The sequence below is a fragment of the Gordonia terrae genome, assembly GCF_051789125.1.
In the GTDB taxonomy this organism is placed as follows: Bacteria; Actinomycetota; Actinomycetes; order Mycobacteriales; family Mycobacteriaceae; genus Gordonia; species Gordonia terrae_A.
In genome coordinates, this window is the sequence record NZ_CP196526.1 from 3,634,337 (window position 1) to 3,652,156 (window position 17,820).

At 67.4% G+C, this 17,820-nt stretch carries 22 protein-coding genes; 6 read left to right on the forward strand and 16 right to left on the reverse strand.

Annotated elements, in window-relative coordinates:
* Position 1 precedes the first annotated feature (1 nt).
* The 7 genes from smpB to ACSUZC_RS16605 form a co-directional block, all read right to left on the reverse strand.
* On the reverse strand, positions 2-478 hold the full coding sequence (smpB, locus tag ACSUZC_RS16575; RefSeq protein ID WP_010844498.1) for an SsrA-binding protein SmpB: 477 nt from the start codon (positions 476-478) through the stop codon (positions 2-4).
* A gap of 72 nt (positions 479-550) precedes the next feature.
* On the reverse strand, positions 551-1,459 hold the full coding sequence (gene ftsX, locus ACSUZC_RS16580; RefSeq protein ID WP_439029598.1) for a permease-like cell division protein FtsX: 909 nt from the start codon (positions 1,457-1,459) through the stop codon (positions 551-553).
* 73 nt (positions 1,460-1,532) lie between these two features.
* Entirely contained in the window at positions 1,533-2,219 is a 687-nt protein-coding gene (gene ftsE / locus ACSUZC_RS16585) for a cell division ATP-binding protein FtsE (RefSeq protein ID WP_439029599.1), read from the reverse strand.
* Between the two features lie 90 nt (positions 2,220-2,309).
* Positions 2,310-2,825, reverse strand: a complete 516-nt coding sequence (locus ACSUZC_RS16590; RefSeq protein ID WP_439029600.1) for a hypothetical protein — start codon at positions 2,823-2,825, stop codon at positions 2,310-2,312.
* Positions 2,825-3,778: a mechanosensitive ion channel family protein gene (locus ACSUZC_RS16595; RefSeq protein WP_439029601.1), complete on the reverse strand. Its 954-nt coding sequence runs from the start codon at positions 3,776-3,778 to the stop codon at positions 2,825-2,827. The genes ACSUZC_RS16590 and ACSUZC_RS16595 overlap by 1 nt, the downstream gene beginning before the upstream one ends.
* On the reverse strand, positions 3,778-4,893 hold the full coding sequence (gene prfB, locus ACSUZC_RS16600; RefSeq protein ID WP_439029602.1) for a peptide chain release factor 2: 1,116 nt from the start codon (positions 4,891-4,893) through the stop codon (positions 3,778-3,780). Before prfB ends, ACSUZC_RS16595 begins: the two co-directional genes overlap by 1 nt.
* Positions 4,894-4,939: 46 nt before the next feature.
* Positions 4,940-5,332 carry a hypothetical protein gene (locus ACSUZC_RS16605; RefSeq protein WP_439033155.1) on the reverse strand — a complete coding sequence of 131 codons (393 nt, stop codon included), beginning with the start codon at positions 5,330-5,332 and terminating at the stop codon, positions 4,940-4,942.
* A 19-nt stretch (positions 5,333-5,351) separates the two neighbouring features.
* On the opposite strand from ACSUZC_RS16605, the gene hisN reads away from it, so the two are divergent.
* Positions 5,352-6,206, forward strand: coding sequence for a histidinol-phosphatase (gene hisN, locus ACSUZC_RS16610; protein WP_439029603.1), 855 nt, complete (start codon positions 5,352-5,354; stop codon positions 6,204-6,206).
* Positions 6,207-6,252: 46 nt separating this feature from the next.
* Here hisN and ACSUZC_RS16615 read toward each other — a convergent pair whose 3' ends face one another.
* Together ACSUZC_RS16615 and ACSUZC_RS16620 are read right to left on the reverse strand one after the other, a co-directional pair.
* On the reverse strand, positions 6,253-6,912 hold the full coding sequence (locus ACSUZC_RS16615; RefSeq protein ID WP_439029604.1) for an MBL fold metallo-hydrolase: 660 nt from the start codon (positions 6,910-6,912) through the stop codon (positions 6,253-6,255).
* Between the two features lie 17 nt (positions 6,913-6,929).
* Entirely contained in the window at positions 6,930-7,388 is a 459-nt protein-coding gene (locus ACSUZC_RS16620; protein ID WP_439029605.1) for a DUF2752 domain-containing protein, read from the reverse strand.
* Positions 7,389-7,564: 176 nt separating this feature from the next.
* Between ACSUZC_RS16620 and ACSUZC_RS16625 the strand changes: the two genes are divergently transcribed.
* The gene (locus tag ACSUZC_RS16625) at positions 7,565-8,935 is read left to right on the forward strand and encodes an acyl-CoA dehydrogenase family protein (RefSeq protein WP_439029606.1); all 1,371 of its coding nucleotides are present in this window, start codon (positions 7,565-7,567) and stop codon (positions 8,933-8,935) included.
* 30 nt (positions 8,936-8,965) lie between these two features.
* Positions 8,966-10,189: an acyl-CoA dehydrogenase family protein gene (locus ACSUZC_RS16630; RefSeq protein ID WP_439029607.1), complete on the forward strand. Its 1,224-nt coding sequence runs from the start codon at positions 8,966-8,968 to the stop codon at positions 10,187-10,189.
* Between the two features lie 48 nt (positions 10,190-10,237).
* Here the strand turns inward: ACSUZC_RS16630 and crcB are convergent, their stop codons facing one another.
* The 5 genes from crcB to ACSUZC_RS16655 form a co-directional block, all read right to left on the reverse strand.
* Positions 10,238-10,606, reverse strand: coding sequence for a fluoride efflux transporter CrcB (crcB, locus tag ACSUZC_RS16635; RefSeq protein WP_439029608.1), 369 nt, complete (start codon positions 10,604-10,606; stop codon positions 10,238-10,240).
* Positions 10,603-11,067 (reverse strand): fluoride efflux transporter FluC, encoded by a 465-nt coding sequence (locus tag ACSUZC_RS16640; protein ID WP_439029609.1) that lies wholly within the window; start codon positions 11,065-11,067, stop codon positions 10,603-10,605. Before ACSUZC_RS16640 ends, crcB begins: the two co-directional genes overlap by 4 nt.
* A gap of 14 nt (positions 11,068-11,081) precedes the next feature.
* Positions 11,082-11,564, reverse strand: a complete 483-nt coding sequence (locus ACSUZC_RS16645; protein WP_439029610.1) for a DUF6790 family protein — start codon at positions 11,562-11,564, stop codon at positions 11,082-11,084.
* Between the two features lie 5 nt (positions 11,565-11,569).
* On the reverse strand, positions 11,570-13,450 hold the full coding sequence (locus ACSUZC_RS16650) for a propionyl-CoA synthetase (protein ID WP_439029611.1): 1,881 nt from the start codon (positions 13,448-13,450) through the stop codon (positions 11,570-11,572).
* Between the two features lie 156 nt (positions 13,451-13,606).
* Positions 13,607-14,059, reverse strand: coding sequence for a MarR family winged helix-turn-helix transcriptional regulator (locus ACSUZC_RS16655; RefSeq protein WP_439029612.1), 453 nt, complete (start codon positions 14,057-14,059; stop codon positions 13,607-13,609).
* Here ACSUZC_RS16655 and ACSUZC_RS16660 point away from each other — a divergent pair.
* Positions 13,964-14,560, forward strand: coding sequence for an alpha/beta fold hydrolase (locus ACSUZC_RS16660; RefSeq protein ID WP_439029613.1), 597 nt, complete (start codon positions 13,964-13,966; stop codon positions 14,558-14,560). The two genes, ACSUZC_RS16655 and ACSUZC_RS16660, sit on opposite strands and share 96 nt — an antisense overlap.
* A 10-nt stretch (positions 14,561-14,570) precedes the next feature.
* On the opposite strand, the gene ACSUZC_RS16665 is transcribed toward ACSUZC_RS16660, so the two are convergent.
* Entirely contained in the window at positions 14,571-15,170 is a 600-nt protein-coding gene (locus tag ACSUZC_RS16665; protein ID WP_439029614.1) for an MSMEG_1061 family FMN-dependent PPOX-type flavoprotein, read from the reverse strand.
* 24 nt (positions 15,171-15,194) lie between these two features.
* A complete protein-coding gene (locus tag ACSUZC_RS16670) occupies positions 15,195-15,800 on the reverse strand; it encodes a universal stress protein (protein WP_439029615.1) in 606 nt (201 codons plus the stop codon).
* 138 nt (positions 15,801-15,938) lie between these two features.
* Here ACSUZC_RS16670 and ACSUZC_RS16675 point away from each other — a divergent pair, with 138 nt between their 5' ends.
* Both ACSUZC_RS16675 and ACSUZC_RS16680 read left to right on the forward strand, forming a co-directional pair.
* Positions 15,939-17,132, forward strand: coding sequence for a sensor histidine kinase (locus ACSUZC_RS16675; RefSeq protein WP_439029616.1), 1,194 nt, complete (start codon positions 15,939-15,941; stop codon positions 17,130-17,132).
* Positions 17,129-17,815, forward strand: a complete 687-nt coding sequence (locus ACSUZC_RS16680) for a response regulator (protein WP_439029617.1) — start codon at positions 17,129-17,131, stop codon at positions 17,813-17,815. The genes ACSUZC_RS16675 and ACSUZC_RS16680 overlap by 4 nt, the downstream gene beginning before the upstream one ends.
* Positions 17,816-17,820 lie beyond the last annotated feature (5 nt).

A 17,820-nucleotide genomic window follows, 5' to 3' on the forward strand; every position in this document is an offset into this window, starting at 1 on the left:
CTCAGCCCATCCCCTTGACCCGACGCCCGACCTCGCGCTCGACCTCCCGCTGCGCCGTGCGCTTGGCGATGTCCTGCCGCTTGTCGTGGGCCTGCTTACCGCGGGCCAGCGCGAGCTCGACCTTCACCTTGCCGTCGTTGAAGTACATCGACAGCGGCACCAGCGTGAGATTGCCGTCGCGGATCTTGCCGACGAGGTTGTCGATCTCGCGCCGATGCATGAGCAGCTTGCGCTTGCGCCGAACGGAGTGGTTGGTCCACGATCCGTTGCCGTACTCGGCGATGTGGAGGGCGTGCAGCCACACCTCGCCGTCGTCGATCGTCGCGAAGGCGTCGACCAGCGAGGCCTTGCCCGCGCGCAGACTCTTGACCTCGGTGCCGACAAGCACGATCCCGGCCTCGTAGACGTCGAGAATGGCATAGTTGTGCCGCGCCTTGCGGTTGGACGCAATCACATTGCGTCCCTTCTCCTTCGGCATGCACTCACCTCCTCGCCTTGCTGATGACCCTGTCGTCTACAGCGAATGTCGTGAACCGCTGGGACCGACGGATCATTCCCGGACATAGACACGAAGCGTGACATATGCGGTCGCGCCCGCCAACACAATTCCGCCGAGCACCAGCCACGGTGCGACGAACAACACGTCGGTCACCTCGATGCGGGCGAAGAAGCTGACGCCGTACAACTCGCGTAACGCGTTGTCGAAGAAGAACTTCTTGGCCAGGAGCAACCCGCCGATGGCGAGCACCGAACCGACAAAGGCCGACACCACCGCCTCCAACAGGAACGGCAACTGCGTGTACCACCGGGTCGCGCCCACCAGGCGCATGATCGAGACCTCGGTCCGTCTGGTGAAGGCGGCGATCTGAACGGTGTTGATGATCAAGAGGATCGCGGCGATCGCCAGGACGGATGCGATGGCGAACGTCGCGTTGCGCACTCCGTCGAGCACGCTGAAGATGCGCTGGACGAGTTTCCGGTCGTCCTTGAACGCGTCGACGCCCAGGTCTTTTCGGGGCGCGTACTTGGTCAGGACCGCGTCGAATTGAGCTGGATCCGACACCCGGACGCGCAGCGAGGCAGGCAGGGTCCCTTCGACGATGTTCTCGGCGAGGTCGGGGTTGTTGGCGAAGATCTCCTTGGCCCGCTTGTAGGCCTCATCCTTGTCGAGGTAGGTCACCGACGTGACGCCCGGTTCGTTCTCCAGTCCCCTCCGCAGCTGGGCACACGGGTCGGACTCACACTGCGGATCCCGCTCGGTCACCTCGGGGTTGAGGTAGAACTCCATCTCCACCCGGTCGAGGAAGATCTGCTGGCTCTTGTCCGCCATCTGGATCACCAACAGACCGCCGCCGAACATACCCAGCGTGATCGCCGTGGTGATGATCATCGCGATGGTCATGGTCGCGTTGCGGCGGAGTCCGTGGAGAACCTCGCTGATGATGAAATTCGCTCGCATGTCTGCTCAGACAGTCCCTTGAAAGATGGCGGCCGTGGGTCGGTGGGTGCGGTCGTGTCGACTGCCGGTCTCGTCAGCCGATCCCGTACACACCCTGCGGGTCGTTGCGGACGAGCTGACCGTTGTCGAACTCGAGGACACGACGGCGCATCGCGTCGACGATGTGACGATCGTGGGTGGCCATGATGACCGTGGTGCCGCGACGATTGACCCGGTCGAGAACGTCGACGATCTCCTCGCTGGTCTCGGGGTCGAGGTTGCCCGTCGGCTCGTCGGCCAGCAGGACCAGCGGCCGGTTGACGATCGCGCGGGCGATCGCGACGCGCTGCATCTCACCACCCGACAGCTCGGTGGGCATCCGATCGTGCTTGCCCTCCAGCCCGACGTACTCGAGCACCTCGGGGACGACACGCTGGATCGTCGACCGTGGGCGCCCGATCACCTCGAGCGCGAAGGCCACGTTTTCCGCGACCGTCTTCTTCTGCAGCAGACGGAAGTCCTGGAACACGCAGCCGATGGACTGACGCAGCTTGGGAACCGTGCGGGCACGCAACCGGTTGACGTGGAACTCGCCGACGTAGACGTCGCCGCTCGTCGGACGGTCCTCTTTGAGCAAGAGACGGAAGAACGTCGACTTTCCCGATCCCGACGGACCGATCAGAAAAGCGAACTCCCCCTTGTCGACCTCCAGGCTCAGGTCTTTCAGAGCCGGTCGACTGGACGCCTTGTACTGCATCGTGACGTTCTCCAGCTTGATCACGATGTGCCAGTGTAACGACGACGCCTGAGAGTCCGTTCAGGCACGACACACAGCCATTCGGACACCGCTGACCTGCGGCGACAGCGGCCGTCAGCGTGTCGGAACCGTGGTTGTCGGCGTCTGGCCGCCGAAACCGGGGAGCGGGATGTTCGGCAGGCCCGGAACGGTCGGCCGGGTGGTGGTCGTCGTCGGGACCTGCGTATCGGTCCCCGACGTGCCCTCGGTGCCGTCGACCCCGCTGCTCGTATCCGTCGTCGACGACGACTCCTCGGTGGTCGAGGAGAAGCTGGACGGCGGGGGTTCGTACGACGGCTCGACCGTCTGCGTCGTCGACGTGGGCGCGGGTCGCGCCGGAGGGTCGACGACGCCGTAACGCTGCGAGGTGTATCCGTACAGAATGCAGCACGCGATGAACACGGCGACGAGGATCGCAGTGCTGGTCCGGACCCTTGTGCGCGCGATGTGTCCCCAGTCGAAGGTGCCTCGACGCGGCTCCCGGCCGTTCGATCCGCCGTCCCGCGATCCGGGGTCCGGCGTGTCCGCCCCGTCCGGCCCGGAGTCGTGATCGCCCGGGTCCCGATGCTCGGGATCTCGAGGGTTGGTCATCACTCGCCCCCGTCCCGGTTGCCCTGGTCCGCGTGCGCCGCCGGCGGTCCACCGGCCGCCCGGACGTCGCGCGCGGCCACGTTGATGCCCTCACGGGCGAGCGCCCGGATGATGTGCACGCGGAGGGCGCGACCCACCTCGAACTGTTTGCCCGGCAGGGTGCGGGTGACCATCCGCACGGTGATCGAGTCGAGTTCCATGTTGATGACGCCCAGCGACGACGGCGCGTCCAGCAGCAGGTCATGCCACTGCGGCAGCGCGTAGAATTCGTGCCCGACGCGGTCGAGGGTCTCGTTGACGAGCCCGATGTCGGCCTCCGACGGGATCGGGACGTCGACGACGGCGCGTGCCCAGTCCTTGGACAGGTTGGTGGCCTTGACGATCTGACCGTTGGGCACGGTGATCACCTCGCCCTCGGCGGTGCGCAGCTTCGTCACGCGGAGGGTCACATCCTCGACGGTGCCCTCGGCCGGCGCATTGCCCGTGACGGTCAGGTTGACCACATCGCCGTATCCGTACTGTTTCTCCGCCACGACGAAGAACCCGGCGAGGATGTCCTGCACGATGCGCTGCGCGCCGAAACCGAGCGCGGCACCGATCACCGCGGTGGGTCCGGTCAGGCCGCTCAACGGGATGCCGAACACCGACAGCGAGTGGACGATGACGATGATCGCGATGACGACGATGAGCGTCCACGCGACGACGTCGACCAGCGCTCGCCGGTGCTTGGCGTCCTCGGTCTGCACGATCAGGTCGCTCGTCGAGAAGCGGGACTCGACCCGCGAGGCGTATTTGTCGGCGCCCCAGCGGATCAGCCGGGCGAGTAGGACCGCGCCGAGGATCCAGATCACGATCTCCAGCCCGTTGGTGGCGAGCCAGACGTAGACCCGGCTGACGAGCAGCTCGGTCGGGCTCGGCGCGGCGGCGAGCCACAGATCTCCGGAGGGTGCCATCACGCTTCGGCGGTCGCCATCCGCCAGCGGATGCCGGCCTCGATGAACTTGTCGAGGTCCCCGTCGAGCACCGCGGTGGGGTTGTTGTCCTCCACGTTGGTCCGGAGGTCCTTCACCATCTGATACGGGTGCAGCACGTACGAGCGCATCTGGTTACCCCAGCTCGAGCCGGCGTCGCTCTTGAGCGCGTCGAGTTCGGCGCGTTCTTCCAGACGCTTGCGCTCGAGGAGCTTGGCCTGCAGGACGCGCATCGCCGACGCCTTGTTCTGCAGCTGGCTCTTCTCGTTCTGACAGGTGACGACGATGCCGGTCGGGAGGTGGGTGAGCCGGACCGCGGAGTCGGTCGTGTTGACCGACTGGCCGCCGGGACCCGACGACCGGTAGACGTCGACCTTGATGTCGTTCTCGTCGACGTCGATGTGGTCGGTCGTCTCGACCACGGGCAGCACCTCGACCTCGGCGAACGACGTCTGACGGCGGCTCTGGTTGTCGAACGGGCTGATGCGCACGAGCCGGTGCGTGCCCTGCTCGACCGAGAGGGTGCCGTACATGTACGGCGCCTTCACCGCGAAGGTCGCGCTCTTGAGGCCCGCCTCCTCGGCATAGGACGTGTCGTAGACCTCGACTCCGTAGCCCTTCTGCTCAGCCCATCGGATGTACATGCGCATGAGCATCTGCGCCCAGTCCGCGGCGTCGACGCCGCCGGCACCCGAACGGATGTTGACGAGGGCATCGCGCGAGTCGTACTCACCCGCGAGCATCGTCTTGACCTCCATCGCCTCGATGTCGGCACGCAGGCTCTCCCGTTCCGCGTCGGCATCCGCGACGGCCGCGGCCTTGTCGTCACCTTCTTCGGCGTCGGCGAGTTCGTAATGCACGGGCAGGTCGTCGAGGCGCTGGCGGAGTTCGGACACCTTCCGCAGTTCCGACTGCGCGTGGGACAGCTCGCTGGTGACCTTCTGGGCGTGGTCCTGGTCGTTCCACAGGTCGGGGTCGGATGCCTGCATCTCCAGCTCGTCGATGCGTCGACGGAGCTCCTCGAGGTCGAGCACCTTCTCCACGGTGGTCAAGGTGGCGTCGAGAGATTCGAGGTCTGCGGTCACGTCGGGATGCACGGTTATCCAGAGTACCGACAGTGCGACGCCGAGGCGCCCGGCAGGATCAGAGCGGGTCGGGCCCGGCGTCGGGCATCACACCGAACCGCCACGACGTCGCCGCCTTGTTCGGCTTGTAGAGGACCGGCAGATCGTCGCCGATCTGCGGCCAAGGATCGCCCGCGCCGAGGACCAGCGTCCCGTACACGTCGGTGGGATTCGTCTCGGGCCCGACGATGGTCCCCGAGATGGTGCAGAAGCGCTGACCGTTCTTGTCGGTCGCACTGTGGGCCGGCTCCTCGTCCCGGTCGGAGACCCCGACGATCGTGAACGTGCCCTGCACGAACTGCGAGGCCTTGGCCGCCGACAGCGGTTGCGGGTTGCGCCCGCGCTGCCACTGGACGACGAGCGCCACCACCAGCGCGGCGATCAACAGGGTGAACGTCACGGTGAGCCACATGACGGCTACCCTACCGGGCATGTCCGTACCCCCCGGCCCGCTGAACGCAGGCTCGTCCGACCCCGGCGCGATGAACCCAGGCTCGGCGGTGACGTTCAGCGATGACGTCGAACTCGCGTTGTCGCTCGCCGATTCCGCCGACGCGCTGACCATGGACCGATTCGGGGCGGTGGACCTGCGGGTCGAGGACAAACCAGACCTGACGCCGGTCTCCGATGCCGACCTGGCGTGCGAAACGCTTCTGCGGGAACGACTCTCGGCTCGGCGCCCGGGCGACACCGTGCTCGGCGAGGAGTTCGGCGGCGACGCCGCACTCACCGGCAGACAGTGGGTCGTCGACCCCATCGACGGCACCAAGAACTTCGTCCGCGGGGTGCCCGTGTGGGCGACCCTGATCGCGCTCCTCATCGACGGCGTCCCCGTCGTCGGCGTCGTGTCGGCGCCTGCACTTCGTCGACGGTGGTGGGCCGCAACGGGTCTCGGTGCACACGCCCGATTCGACGACCAGGACGTCCGGCGCCTGTCGGTCTCGGGGGTCGGCGACCTCGGTTCGGCCAGCCTCGCGTTCTCGAGCCTCTCCGGCTGGGCCGACCGCGGGGTGCGCGAGCAGTTCATCGACCTCACCGATCGCGTGTGGCGCGTCCGCGGCTACGGGGACTTCTTCAACTACTGTCTCGTCGCCGAGGGCGCCGTCGATGTGACCGCGGAACCGGAGGTCTCCCTGTGGGACCTCGCACCGCTCGACATCCTCGTCCGCGAGGCCGGCGGGCGCTTCACCGCACTCGACGGAGCTCCCGGGCCGGCGGGCGGGAGCGCGGTCGCCAGCAACGGACTGTTGCACGACGAGGTGCTGGAGGCGTTGCGTCCGTCATGAGGTCGCCTGCCGGTTGACCGGCGAAGGGCGAACCACTCCTCGCCCCTCAGACCTCCGTCGCGCTCTCCTGGTCCAACACCGTGAACTCGGTTGCCGCGTCCTTCATGTCGGCCAGACGTCCGTAATGGATGCCGCTGCCGGCGTCGGACAGGATCGCCTGATGAATCGGCACCGCGACGCGCGGGGCCATGGCGCGCAGGTAGTCGACGGACTCGCTGAGCTTCATCCACGGCGCCGCCGACGGGAGCGCGAGGACATCGACGCTCTCGAAGGGGATGTAGAACGAGTCTCCCGGGTGCATGAACTGTCCCGGCTTCTCGGCGGTGCCGAGGATGTACGCGACGTTGTCGATGACCGGGATCTCCGGGTGGATCACCGCGTGCCGGCCACCGGTGAACCTCGCGGTGAGCGAACCGATCTCGATCTGATCGCCGCTGCGCGCCGCCGTCCACTTCCCGGCGACGTCATCGGCGTTGAGCTGACCCGTCGTCTGCGGATCGGCGTAGAGGATGGCGTCGGGATTCGCTGCGACCAGGTCGGGGAGCTTCGCGACGTCGCAGTGATCGGGATGCTGGTGGGTGATCAGGATGGCGTCGAGACCGCTGATGCCGTCGAAGCCGTGCGAGAAGTTCCCCGGATCGAAGAGCACCTTGGTGCCGTCGATCTCGACGAGCAGACAGGAGTGGCCGAAGTGGGTGATCTGCATACGTCCACTCTGCCCTCTCACACGACGAGCGGGAAGAACCCCCAGCCCGTCGCCGCGTCGACGATCCGCAGCAGCCCGTAGGTGAGCCACACACCCAGGAGTACGGCACCGGCCGGCCCGAGCACGATGTCGCGCCAGCCCCCGAGCGGGGATCGTCGCCGACGGGCCAGCGTGACGATCGCGGCGACGACCGTGACCGCCGTCAGGATCAGCAGCAGAGGGCCGAAGACGTTGAACGTGAACGCCGCGCCGACATCGCCGTGCATGAACGCGACCCAGCTCCTGGTCAGACCGCACCCGGGACACGGCAGTCCGGTCATGGCCGCGAACGGGCACACCTGCGGGCCACTGGCCACCCCTGCGGGACGCAGGATCGTCGCCGCCCCCAGGGCGGCTCCGCCGACCACGGCCACCGTCGTCGCGCCCACGACTTGAGTAGACGATAAGCCCAGGTGGGAGGACCGTTCGACGGACATGTGGTCAGCCTAGCGGGTGCCCCGCGCCGGGGCGTCGGACAAGTGCGTGACAAACTTCTTACTCGGCAGTAAGGTGTGGACTTACCACCGAGTAAGATCGGTCCGAACACACCCCATCCACATGCAGATCCATGCAGAGCCCCGACCGGGCGACTCCGAAGAAACGGCTGGTGATCATGACAACTCACACCGAACCGCGCGACACCTCCGCAGTGGGTCGCAACCCGCACCCGCGCAATTTCATCGGCACCGCGATGCGTGTCCTGACCACCGTCACGGGCTCTGAGTTCGCCGAGAAGTACAACATCCGTGAGCCCATCAACCGGATCGCGTATCAGGGCACCAAGACCGGTTTCCAGACCCTCGGGGCGGCCAACCGTGCGTTCAAGGCGGCCCAGGGTGGCGGTTCGGGTGAGGCCAAGCGCCTGACCAGCGCCCCCAAGGACTACTTCAATCTCACCCCTGATGACGAACAGCAGATGATCGCCGAGACGGTGAAGGAATTCGCCACCGAGATCCTGCGTCCGGCGGCCCACGATGCCGATGCCGCGGCCGCCGCGCCGGAGGACCTGGTCAAGCGGTCCGCCGAACTCGGCATCACGATGATCAACGTTCCCGAGGAGTTCGACGGCGCCGCGTCCGAGCGTGGCGTCGTGACCAACGCGCTCGTCGCCGAGGCCATGGCCTACGGCGACATGGGCCTCGCGCTCCCCCTCCTCGCACCGAGTGGCGTGGCCACCACGCTCACCAACTTCGGCACCGACGAGCAGCAGCGCACCTATCTGCCCGACTACGCGGGCGAGAACGTGCCGCAGTCGGCGGTCGTCATCGCCGAACCGCGCCCCCTCTTCGACGCGTTCGCGCTGAGCACCAAAGCGACTCGCGTCCCCAGCGGATTCCGGCTGAACGGCGTCAAGTCGTTCGTCCCGGCCGCCGGATCGTCAGAACTGTTCATCGTCGGCGCCCAGCTCGACGGCAAGCCCGCGCTGTTCCTCGTCGAGTCCGACACCAAGGGACTCATCGTCGAGGCCGACCCGGGTATGGGTGTGCGTGCCGCCGGGATGGGCCGTCTGCTCCTGCAGGACGTCGCCGTGCCCGCGACCGCGATCGTCGGCGGCGAGGGCGACGCCGCGACGGCCGCCTTCCGCGACGTCGTGCGCCTCTCGCGTCTGGGCTGGTCGGCTCTCGCGGCCGGTACCGCACGCGCTGTCCTGGACTACGTGATCCCCTACGTCAACGAGCGTGAGGCGTTCGGCGAGCCGATCTCCAACCGCCAGGCGGTGGCCTTCATGGTCGCCACGATGGCCACCGAGGTCGACTCCATCCGCCTGGTCACGCTGCGCGGAGCCGCGCGCGCCGAGCAGGGCCTGAGCTTCGCCCGCGAAGCCGCCCTCGCCCGCAAGCTGACCATCGACAAGGGCCTGCAGATCGGTCTCGACGGCGTCCAGCTGCTCGGCGGCCACGGATTCACCAAGGAGCACCCCGTCGAGCGCTGGTACCGCGATCTCCGCGGCGCCGGCATCGGCGAAGGCATCGTCGTCCTCTGATCTGTCTCGACACACATCGAAAGCACCGACATGAGCATCAATCTGGAACTCCCGAAGAAGCTGCACGTCACCGTCGATCAGGCACATCAGGCGGCGGCGGAGATCTTCCGGCCCATCTCCCGCAAGTACGACCTGCGGGAGCACGACTACCCCGTCGAACTCGACACGCTGGCAAGCCTTTACGACGGGCTCTCCGAGACCGGCCAGGCCGGCGCGGGCGCCGACGGCGGCCGTAGCCAGCAGAAGAAGGAGAAGCCGCGGGCCGAGGGCGCCGTGGTCAACGGCGGCAACATGCAGTCCGTCGTCAACGTGATCGAGACCTCCTGGGGCGACGTCGGTCTCATGCTGAGCATCCCGTACCAGGGTCTGGGCAACTCGGCGATCGCCGCGGTCGCCACCGACGAGCAGCTCGAGCGGTTCGGCAAGGTGTGGGCGGCCATGGCCATCACCGAACCCGGTTTCGGCTCCGACTCGGCCGCGGTCTCCACCACTGCCACCCTCGACGGCGACGAGTACGTCATCAACGGCGAGAAGATCTACGTGACAGCGGGTTCCCGTGCGACGCACATCGTCGTGTGGGCAACCGTCGACAAGAGCCTGGGCCGCGCGGCGATCAAGAGTTTCGTGGTCCCCCGGACGCATCCGGGCGTCACCGTCGAACGACTCGAGCACAAGCTCGGTATCAAGGTCTCCGACACCGCGGCGATCCGCTTCGAGAACTGCCGCATCCCCAAGGAGAACCTGCTCGGTTCCCCCGAGGTCGACACCAAGAAGGGTTTCGGCGGGGTCATGCAGACCTTCGACAACACCCGTCCCTTGGTGGCCGGCATGGCCGTGGGAGTCACCCGCGCCGCCCTCGAGGAGCTGCGCCGCATCCTCGACGAGGCGGGCATCGAGGTCGACTACGACCGCCCGGCCGCCGACCAGCACGCCGCGGCAGCCGAATTCCTGCGCATGGAGGCCGATTTCGAAGCCGCCTATCTGCACACGATGCGCGCCGCGTGGATGGCCGACAACAAGCAGCCGAACTCCACCGAGGCGTCGATGTCGAAGGCCAAGGCCGGGCGCACCGCCACCGACGTCACCAACAAGGTCGTCGAGCTGACCGGCACCCTCGGTTACTCCGAGCGTCTGCTGGTGGAGAAGTGGGCCCGCGACTCGAAGATCCTCGACATCTTCGAGGGCACGCAACAGATCCAGAATCTGATCATCGCGCGGCGTGTACTGAACAAGAGCAGCGCCGAACTCAAGTGAGCAGCGCAGCATAGAAGTACCGCGTTGCGTCGACAATTGCCTGGGCGATCACACCGCCCAGGCAATTGTCATCCCGCCCGCGCACGCGGCCACCGCACCGATCAGCGAACCCACCGCATAGAGCACGGCACGAAGCCTCGAACCCTGCTGCGCCAATCGGATCGTCTCGAAACCCGCGGTGCTGAAAGTCGTGTAACCGCCACAGAATCCGGTGCCGAGTATCGCCTGGAGCTCGTGTGGGGCACCGTGGAAGATCACCGATCCGGCGATCACCCCCAGCAGGGCCGATCCGGTCACGTTGATCCCGAAGGTCCCCCACGGTGTGATCGTCGGCCACCGCTGCTTGGACCAGCCGTCGACGACGAAGCGCGTCACCGCGCCCAGCGCGCCGGCCACCAGGATCGCGAGGGTGATCATGCCCGGGCCGTCCGCGAAGGCAGCGTCGACGCGAGGCCGATGCCGCATCCCGCGGCGACGACGCCGAGCGTGACGCTGACGATCGCGTAGAGCAACGCAGTCACGACAGCTGATGCCCGCGTGAGCTCGGTGATCTCCAACGCGAACGTGCTGTAGGTGGTCAGGGCCCCACAAAGACCCGTTCCGCCGAACAACCGGATGCGCTGGCGCACTCCTTCGTCTTGGCCCAACCGCACGAGCGCCTCGAGCAGGACACCGAGGACGAAGGCGCCGGTGATGTTGACCCCGAACGTCGCCCAGGGCCATTGCCCCTCGACGAACGGGAACGTCTCCTCGGCCCAGAACCGCGATCCCGTGCCGACGATGCCGCCCGCGAACACCCAGCCGATCGCGTGCACGCGCAGGTGCAGGGGTCGCTCGTCCGGGTCGATCGGCAGTTCGCCGTGCTCGTCGTCGTGCACCCGGCAAGTCTGCGCTATGTCACGACCGCGAACAACACGATCAGATAGACCGGGACCAAGACGTCGAAGACGAAGATGGGGCCGGCGTTGCCGGGCTCGAAGTTCCGACGTGTCACCATCTCGCGCACGTGCCCGACCGCGGCACCCAGGTAGAACACCGCGAACGCGATGATGGTGGCCAGGGTGAACTCGTCGCCGAAACCCGATGCGATCACGCCCAATACGCCCGTCGCGAGGCTCGCCAGCCCCACTTCCCACTGCCACGGCGTCTTCGCCGGCCACCCGATGGACTCGGCGATCGGCTCACCGAAGAACATGTGCCCACAGCCGGTCATCCAGCCCTGCACCCCGATCATCCACAGGACGGAGTTCTCGAGCAGGTCCCGACCCAGGTCACCACCGGGAGTCAGCGCGTCGATGCCCGTCGTGATGACGGTGCCGACCAGGCCCACGAACGGAACCAATCGAATCGCGAGGCGTAACACGGTGTCGAGCACGGCAGTCAGCCCTTGAGCTGTTCGGCCAGCGCGGTCAACACGTCGGGGTCCTCGATGGTCGACGGGACCGTGTACTCCTCGTGATCGGCGATCTGGCGCATCGTCTTCCGCAGGATCTTGCCCGAGCGCGTCTTCGGCAGGGCCGGGACGACGGTGACATCGCGGAAGGTGGCAACCGCGCCGATCTCCTCCCGCACCATCGCGACGAGCTCGTCCCGCAGCGTGTCGGGTTCGATGTCGACACCGGATTTGAGCACCACATATCCACTGGGACGCTGACCCTTGAGCTCGTCGTGGATGCCGATGACCGCGCATTCGGCAACCGCCTGATGGGATGCGACGACCGCCTCGATACTGCCGGTCGAGAGGCGGTGTCCGGCAACGTTGATCACGTCATCCGAGCGCCCCAGGACGAAGACGTAACCGTCGGTGTCGACGTAGCCGGAGTCACCCGTCAGGTAATAACCGTCGAACGCCGACAGATACGACTTGCGGTACCGTTCCTCGTCGCGCCAGAGCCCGGCGAGGGTGCCGGGCGGCAGCGGCAGGCCGATGACGATGTTGCCCTCCCGTTCGGCACCCAGCGTGGTGCCCTCGGCGTCGACGACGCCCACCCGGAAGCCCGGCACGGGGACCGTCGGCGACCCCGGTTTGATCGGCATCGGTTCGAGGCCACGGCAGTTCGCCGCTATCGCCCAGCCGGTCTCGGTCTGCCACCAGTGGTCGACGACCGGTATGCCCAGCACCTTGGACGCCCAGGTGAACGTGTCCGGGTCGAGTCGCTCGCCCGCGGCGAAGAGTGTTTCGAGCGACGAGGTGTCGTACTTGCCGAGCTCGGCTGCGTCCGGATCGGCCTTGCGCACGGCGCGGATGGCGGTGGGGGCGGTGAACAGCGCCTTCACCCCATGGTCGGCGATGACGCGCCAGAACGCGCCCGCGTCGGGTGTGCCCACCGGTTTGCCCTCGTACATCACCGTCGTCGCGCCGGCGAACAGCGGCGCGTAGACGATGTAGGAGTGCCCGACGACCCATCCGACGTCGGAGGCCGTCCACCAGACGTCCCCCGCCGAGATGTCGTAGATGTTCTTCATCGACCAGGTCAACGCGACCGCGTGACCACCGTTGTCGCGGACCACGCCCTTGGGCTTCCCCGTGGTTCCCGAGGTGTACAGGATGTAGAGCGGGTCGGTCGCCGCCACCGTCACCGGCTCGACCGGATCGGCGCCACTCGTTGCCTCGTCCCAGTCCAGCCAGCCGTCGTGGTCGGCAGCGCTTCCGTCGACCTCCGGTCGGTTCTTGACGATGACGGTCCGCGGCGGCACCGCCGACAACTCGATCGCCCTCGCGACCATGGGCAGGTATTCGACGGTGCGTCCCGGCTCGAGACCGCCCGAGGCGGTCACGACGGCCACCGGTTCGGCATCGTCGATGCGGGTGGCGAGCTCGCGGGCGGCGAAGCCGCCGAACACCACCGAGTGCACGGCGCCGATACGCGCGCACGCCAGCATCGCGATGGCCGCCTCGGGGATCATCGGCATGTAGACGACGACGCGATCGCCGGCAGTGACTCCCTGCGCGGCAAGGACTCCCGCGAACCGGGACACCTCGTCCAGCAAGTCGGCGTAGGTGATCTCGCGCTGTCGACCGGTCATCGCGGAGTCCCAGATCAGCGCCGTCCGGTCGCCGTGCCCGGCAGCGACATGTCGGTCGAGTGCGTTGTGGCAGGTGTTCAGTTCCGCGTCGGGGAACCACCGATAGAACGGTGCCGCCGAGTCGTCGAGGGCCCGTGTCGGCGGGGTCGTCCAGTCGACCGCCGCGGCGGCGTCGAGCCAGAAGCTCTCACGATCCTCGGCCGCCTGGGTGAACGCTTCGCTGTACCGGCCCATCGCCATCCCCTCACCTCGTTCTCGCGTGTTCGCGATCGGTCCCGGGGCCGGATCGCCCTTCGAGACTATCGGTGCGACCACCGCCACGAAGCACGATCTCGACTCCTGCGCCGGTCTGTCTGCGGCTCGTACCGAGCGGTCGAGATGCTCGCCTGATCAGCGCCCTGCGACGGTGGACACCGCAGTGGTGACCTGATCGAGGAAGTTCCGGATCGTGTTCAGATCCTCGTCGGAGTATCCGTCGGCCACGGCGATCACTTGCGCGATGAGGGGTCCGAAGAACGACCATCCCATCTCCTGCGCTGCCTCGGTGACCTGCAACGCCACCTTTCGGCGGTCGGTGTCGCTCCGCGCACGGGACACCAGGCCCTTCGCCTGCAGGCGATCGATCAAGGCCGTCGTCGACGCGCTGTTGAGGCCGAGATGCCCGGCCAGCCAGCCGGGTGTTGCGTCCTCGCGAGAACACGCCGGGTTCACGCGCTCGACCTCATCGGCGACGTCGGCCGTTCCCGCATGAGCCGGCCGCCGCGGACCACGGGCGATCTCCTCGACTGGCTGTCGGCGGTCCTCGACGGGCTCGGTCTCACACGCGTCGATTTCGCGGGACACTCGTACGGCGCCATGATCGCGCTTGCCTTCGCGATCGGGCCCGGCCGGGATCGGGTCGACCGGTTGGCGCTTGTGGACCCCACCTCCTGCTACGCCGGCCTGCGCCGGTCCTACCTCCTGCGAGTCCTGCCGATCCTGTTGTCTCCCACCCCGAGGCGGCAACGGCGCTTTCTCGACTGGGAGACCGGCGCGGCCACACTGAACCCCGAATGGTCAGAGATGCACTGCGCCGGAGCGCGGTTCCCGACCCGCGGACCGTCGTACCGAAACGTCCTACCAGTGAGTCTCTTTCGGTCTCGGAGGGGGGATTCGGTCACTGTCATCTTCGCACCCGGCAGCCGGGCGCACGATGCGGACACCGTGGCTCGGCGCGTACGAGAGTTGCTCCCGTCGGCGCGAATCACGATGCTCGCCAGCGGTAGTCACCATACGTTGCCCCTCGAACCCGCGGACGAGATCGCCGATGCACTCGTCTCCGCCCTCGAAAAGACCCAGAGGTAGTCCGCCGCACTCAGTACAGATACGGGCGGAAGCTGTCCTCGGTGAACCGTTCGTCCCCGGCTTCGGGCATCACGCGTCTCGTGATCTCCGCGACCGACGGCAGCGCGTCCGGCCGCCAGGTGTCCGGCTTCCACAGGTCCGACCGGAGAAAGGCCTTGGGGCAGTGGAAGAACACCTCTTCGACGATGATCTCCATCGCGAGAATCGGTCTCTTGCCGCTGATCGCCAGGTCATCGAAGTAGTCGGCATCGTCGACGATACGGGCGCAGCCGTTGATCCGGAGAGTGTCGCCGCGTCCGGGCACGACGAAGATGGCGCCCGCATGGGGGTTTCGCAGAATGTTCAGGTAACCGTCGACACGGCGGTTGCCGGGCCGCTCGGGTATCGCGATCCGGGTGTCGTCGATGACGTGGACGACCTTCCCGGCCGGGTCACCCTTGGGCGACACATCCGCGCGTCCGTGGTCGTCGGCGGTCGCGAGGAACACTATCGGCGACTCCGCGAGCCATTCCCGATCGACATCGGCGAGTGAGCTCCTCACCTTGTCGCGGACCATCTCCACGGGATGGCCGACGATCTCACGCAGCTTCGACTCGTCGGTGATGTGCATGAGCACATCGTGTCACGGTCGCCGCTACGCGGGTTCCGGCGCAGGCACGGGCCACGGGAAGTGCCAGGTGGTGTCGCGGAGTTCATCGGCGGGCACGGCCTGCCGGCGATGATGGACCGAGCCGTCGGTGACGATCAGGGCGACCTCGTCGTCGAGTCGTCGGGCGAGGCGCCGGGCCGTCCAGCCCGGCCGTCCCCGGCCGGTTCCGACGACAACGGCTCCGGCACCCGTGCGCTGCGCAACCCGGTGCAGGACCGCGACGGGGTCGCCGTCCTCGCTCATGGTGGACACCTGCCGTGCACCGTGCCACTTCGCCAGCTCGGCGGCGGTCCGCAGACGCTCGTCGATCCCGGCCCGCCCGGTCAGCAGATAGGACTCGTGTTTCAGGGCGTCGTGGAGTTCGGTGTCGGCCTCCGTGCGCCGACGTCGGGTGGCGCAGAGCAGGATGAGGTCGTGCGAGTCGCCCAGCATCGCCGCGGCGACCTTCACCGCACGCAACGACGCCTCGCCGTCGTCGATCCCGACGACGACCCGACGACCGAGCCCTTGGCGGCTCGGGTCGAGAATCGTTCGCGCGTCGCGGGATTCGAAGCGTTCCCATCGATCACGTCGTGGTCGCAGCGTCCTCATCGTGGCCTCCTCGGGTCGTTTGTCAGCTGCTCACAACGCTATGGAGACAACGGGGCCCGGTCGCCAACCCGCGGGTTGACCGGTTCTCCACCCGAGGGTGGAGACCGCAATCCACCGCGGGGCGGATGTTCGGGGCCGATGCGGAACTATCCTGGAACGGTGACGGGCTTCACAGCGAACGTAGGTGCCGGGCTGCGACGCCGAGTCGAGCGGGCAGGCGGCGAGTATCCCCCGCTGTATCCCGCGGTCATCCTGGGGTCCAGCGTCGTGGTCACTCTGGTGTCGACGGCGCAACGCCATCCGTTCGATCAGGTCTGGTGGGTGGTCGCCGCTCTGGTCCTCGCCGCTCTGACCATGGCGATGGATCTGTCTCTACCGCCTACCTCGTACGCGTGTTTCGGGATCATCGCCAGCTCGGTCTGTTTCCTGATGGTCCCGACGCCCACCGATGCCGCACCACTCCAGCTCGTCCTGATGGCGGCGATCGCCGCTGCGATGTACCCCCTGCTCACCGGAATAACGGTGACGGTCGCGTGCATCGCGGTGATCGTCTGGTTCGGCGCCTTCGGCGGCCTCGACTCACCGGCGCTGTACGCACTCGGCGTCGCCTGCGGATGGCTGATCGGTTACATGATGCTGATCCAGAAACGACTGGCCGACAACCGGGCTCGCGTGCTCGCCGAACGTGCCGACCGCGCCGCAGGCGACGAGCGCAGGCGGATAGCCCGCGAGATCCACGATGTCATCGCGCATTCGCTGTCGATCACCATGCTCAACGTCACCGGGGCCCGCCGCGTCCTGGAACAGGACCGCGACATCGAGGAGGCTCTCGAGGCGCTGTCGGACGCCGAGCGTCAGGGCAGGCAGGCCATGACCGAGATCCGCAGCATCGTCCACGTGCTGGGAACTGCTGGACCGTCGGGAACCACGGCGCCGTCGCCGGGTGCCGGAGACCTGGTCCGGCTCGTCGAGGACTACCGCAAGGCCGGCGTCGACATCGATTTCTCCCTCGCGGGTGACGTCACCGACCTCTCGCGTCCGGTGGGTGCCGCGCTGTACCGCATCGCCCAGGAGTCCTTGGCGAACGTCGTCAAACACTCGACCGGCAAGTCGGCGTCGGTGTCGGTATCGGTGAGCGACGCGGTGGCGCTCACGATCGAGAACCCCGCGGCCCACGGCCGACCCCGGCAGTGCGACGGCACCGGCATCGAGGGGATGACCCAGCGCGCACGGCTACTCGGCGGCACACTGCACACCTCCCATCGCGCGGGAACGTGGTCGGTCCGCGCGACGCTGCCCGCCCGATCGATCGCCGACGGGGTGCCCGCATGACGACGACCGGGCCGACCGACGTCGCGGCCGATCCGATCCGGGTCCTCCTGGTCGACGATCAGGAACTCATCCGCACGGGGTTGCGACGCATTCTCCGCCCCCGCGACGGCTTCGACATCGTGGGCGAATGCGCCGACGGCTCCGAGGTTCTCGCCGGAATCGCCGAACACCGTCCCGACATCGTGGTGATGGACCTGCGCATGCGCAACGTCGACGGGATCACCGCGACGACCATGGTCCGGACGCTCCGGGAACCGCCGCCCGTGCTGGTGCTGACCACTTTCGACGACGACGTCCTGCTCTCGCGTGCGCTCCGCGCCGGCGCGGCCGGTTTCATCCTCAAGGACTCACCTGCCGAGGCGCTGATCTGGGCCGTCCGGGCGGTTGTCCGCGATGGAGCTTTCCTCGACCCCGCGGTCACCGGGCGGGTTCTCCAGGGGTTTCGACGAGCGGGCCGCGAACAGGTGGCGCTCGCCCCGGAACTCACCGAACGGGAAACCGATGTCCTTCGGCTGATCGCACGTGGCCACACCAACGCCGAGATCGGCGCCGCCCTCGGCATCTCTCTGGTCACGGTGAAGAGCCATGTGAACCACATCTTCACCAAACTCGACCTGCGAGACCGAGCCGCCGCCATCGTGTACGCCTTCGATCGCGGACTGGTCGTCGCCGAGTACGACTGATCCGG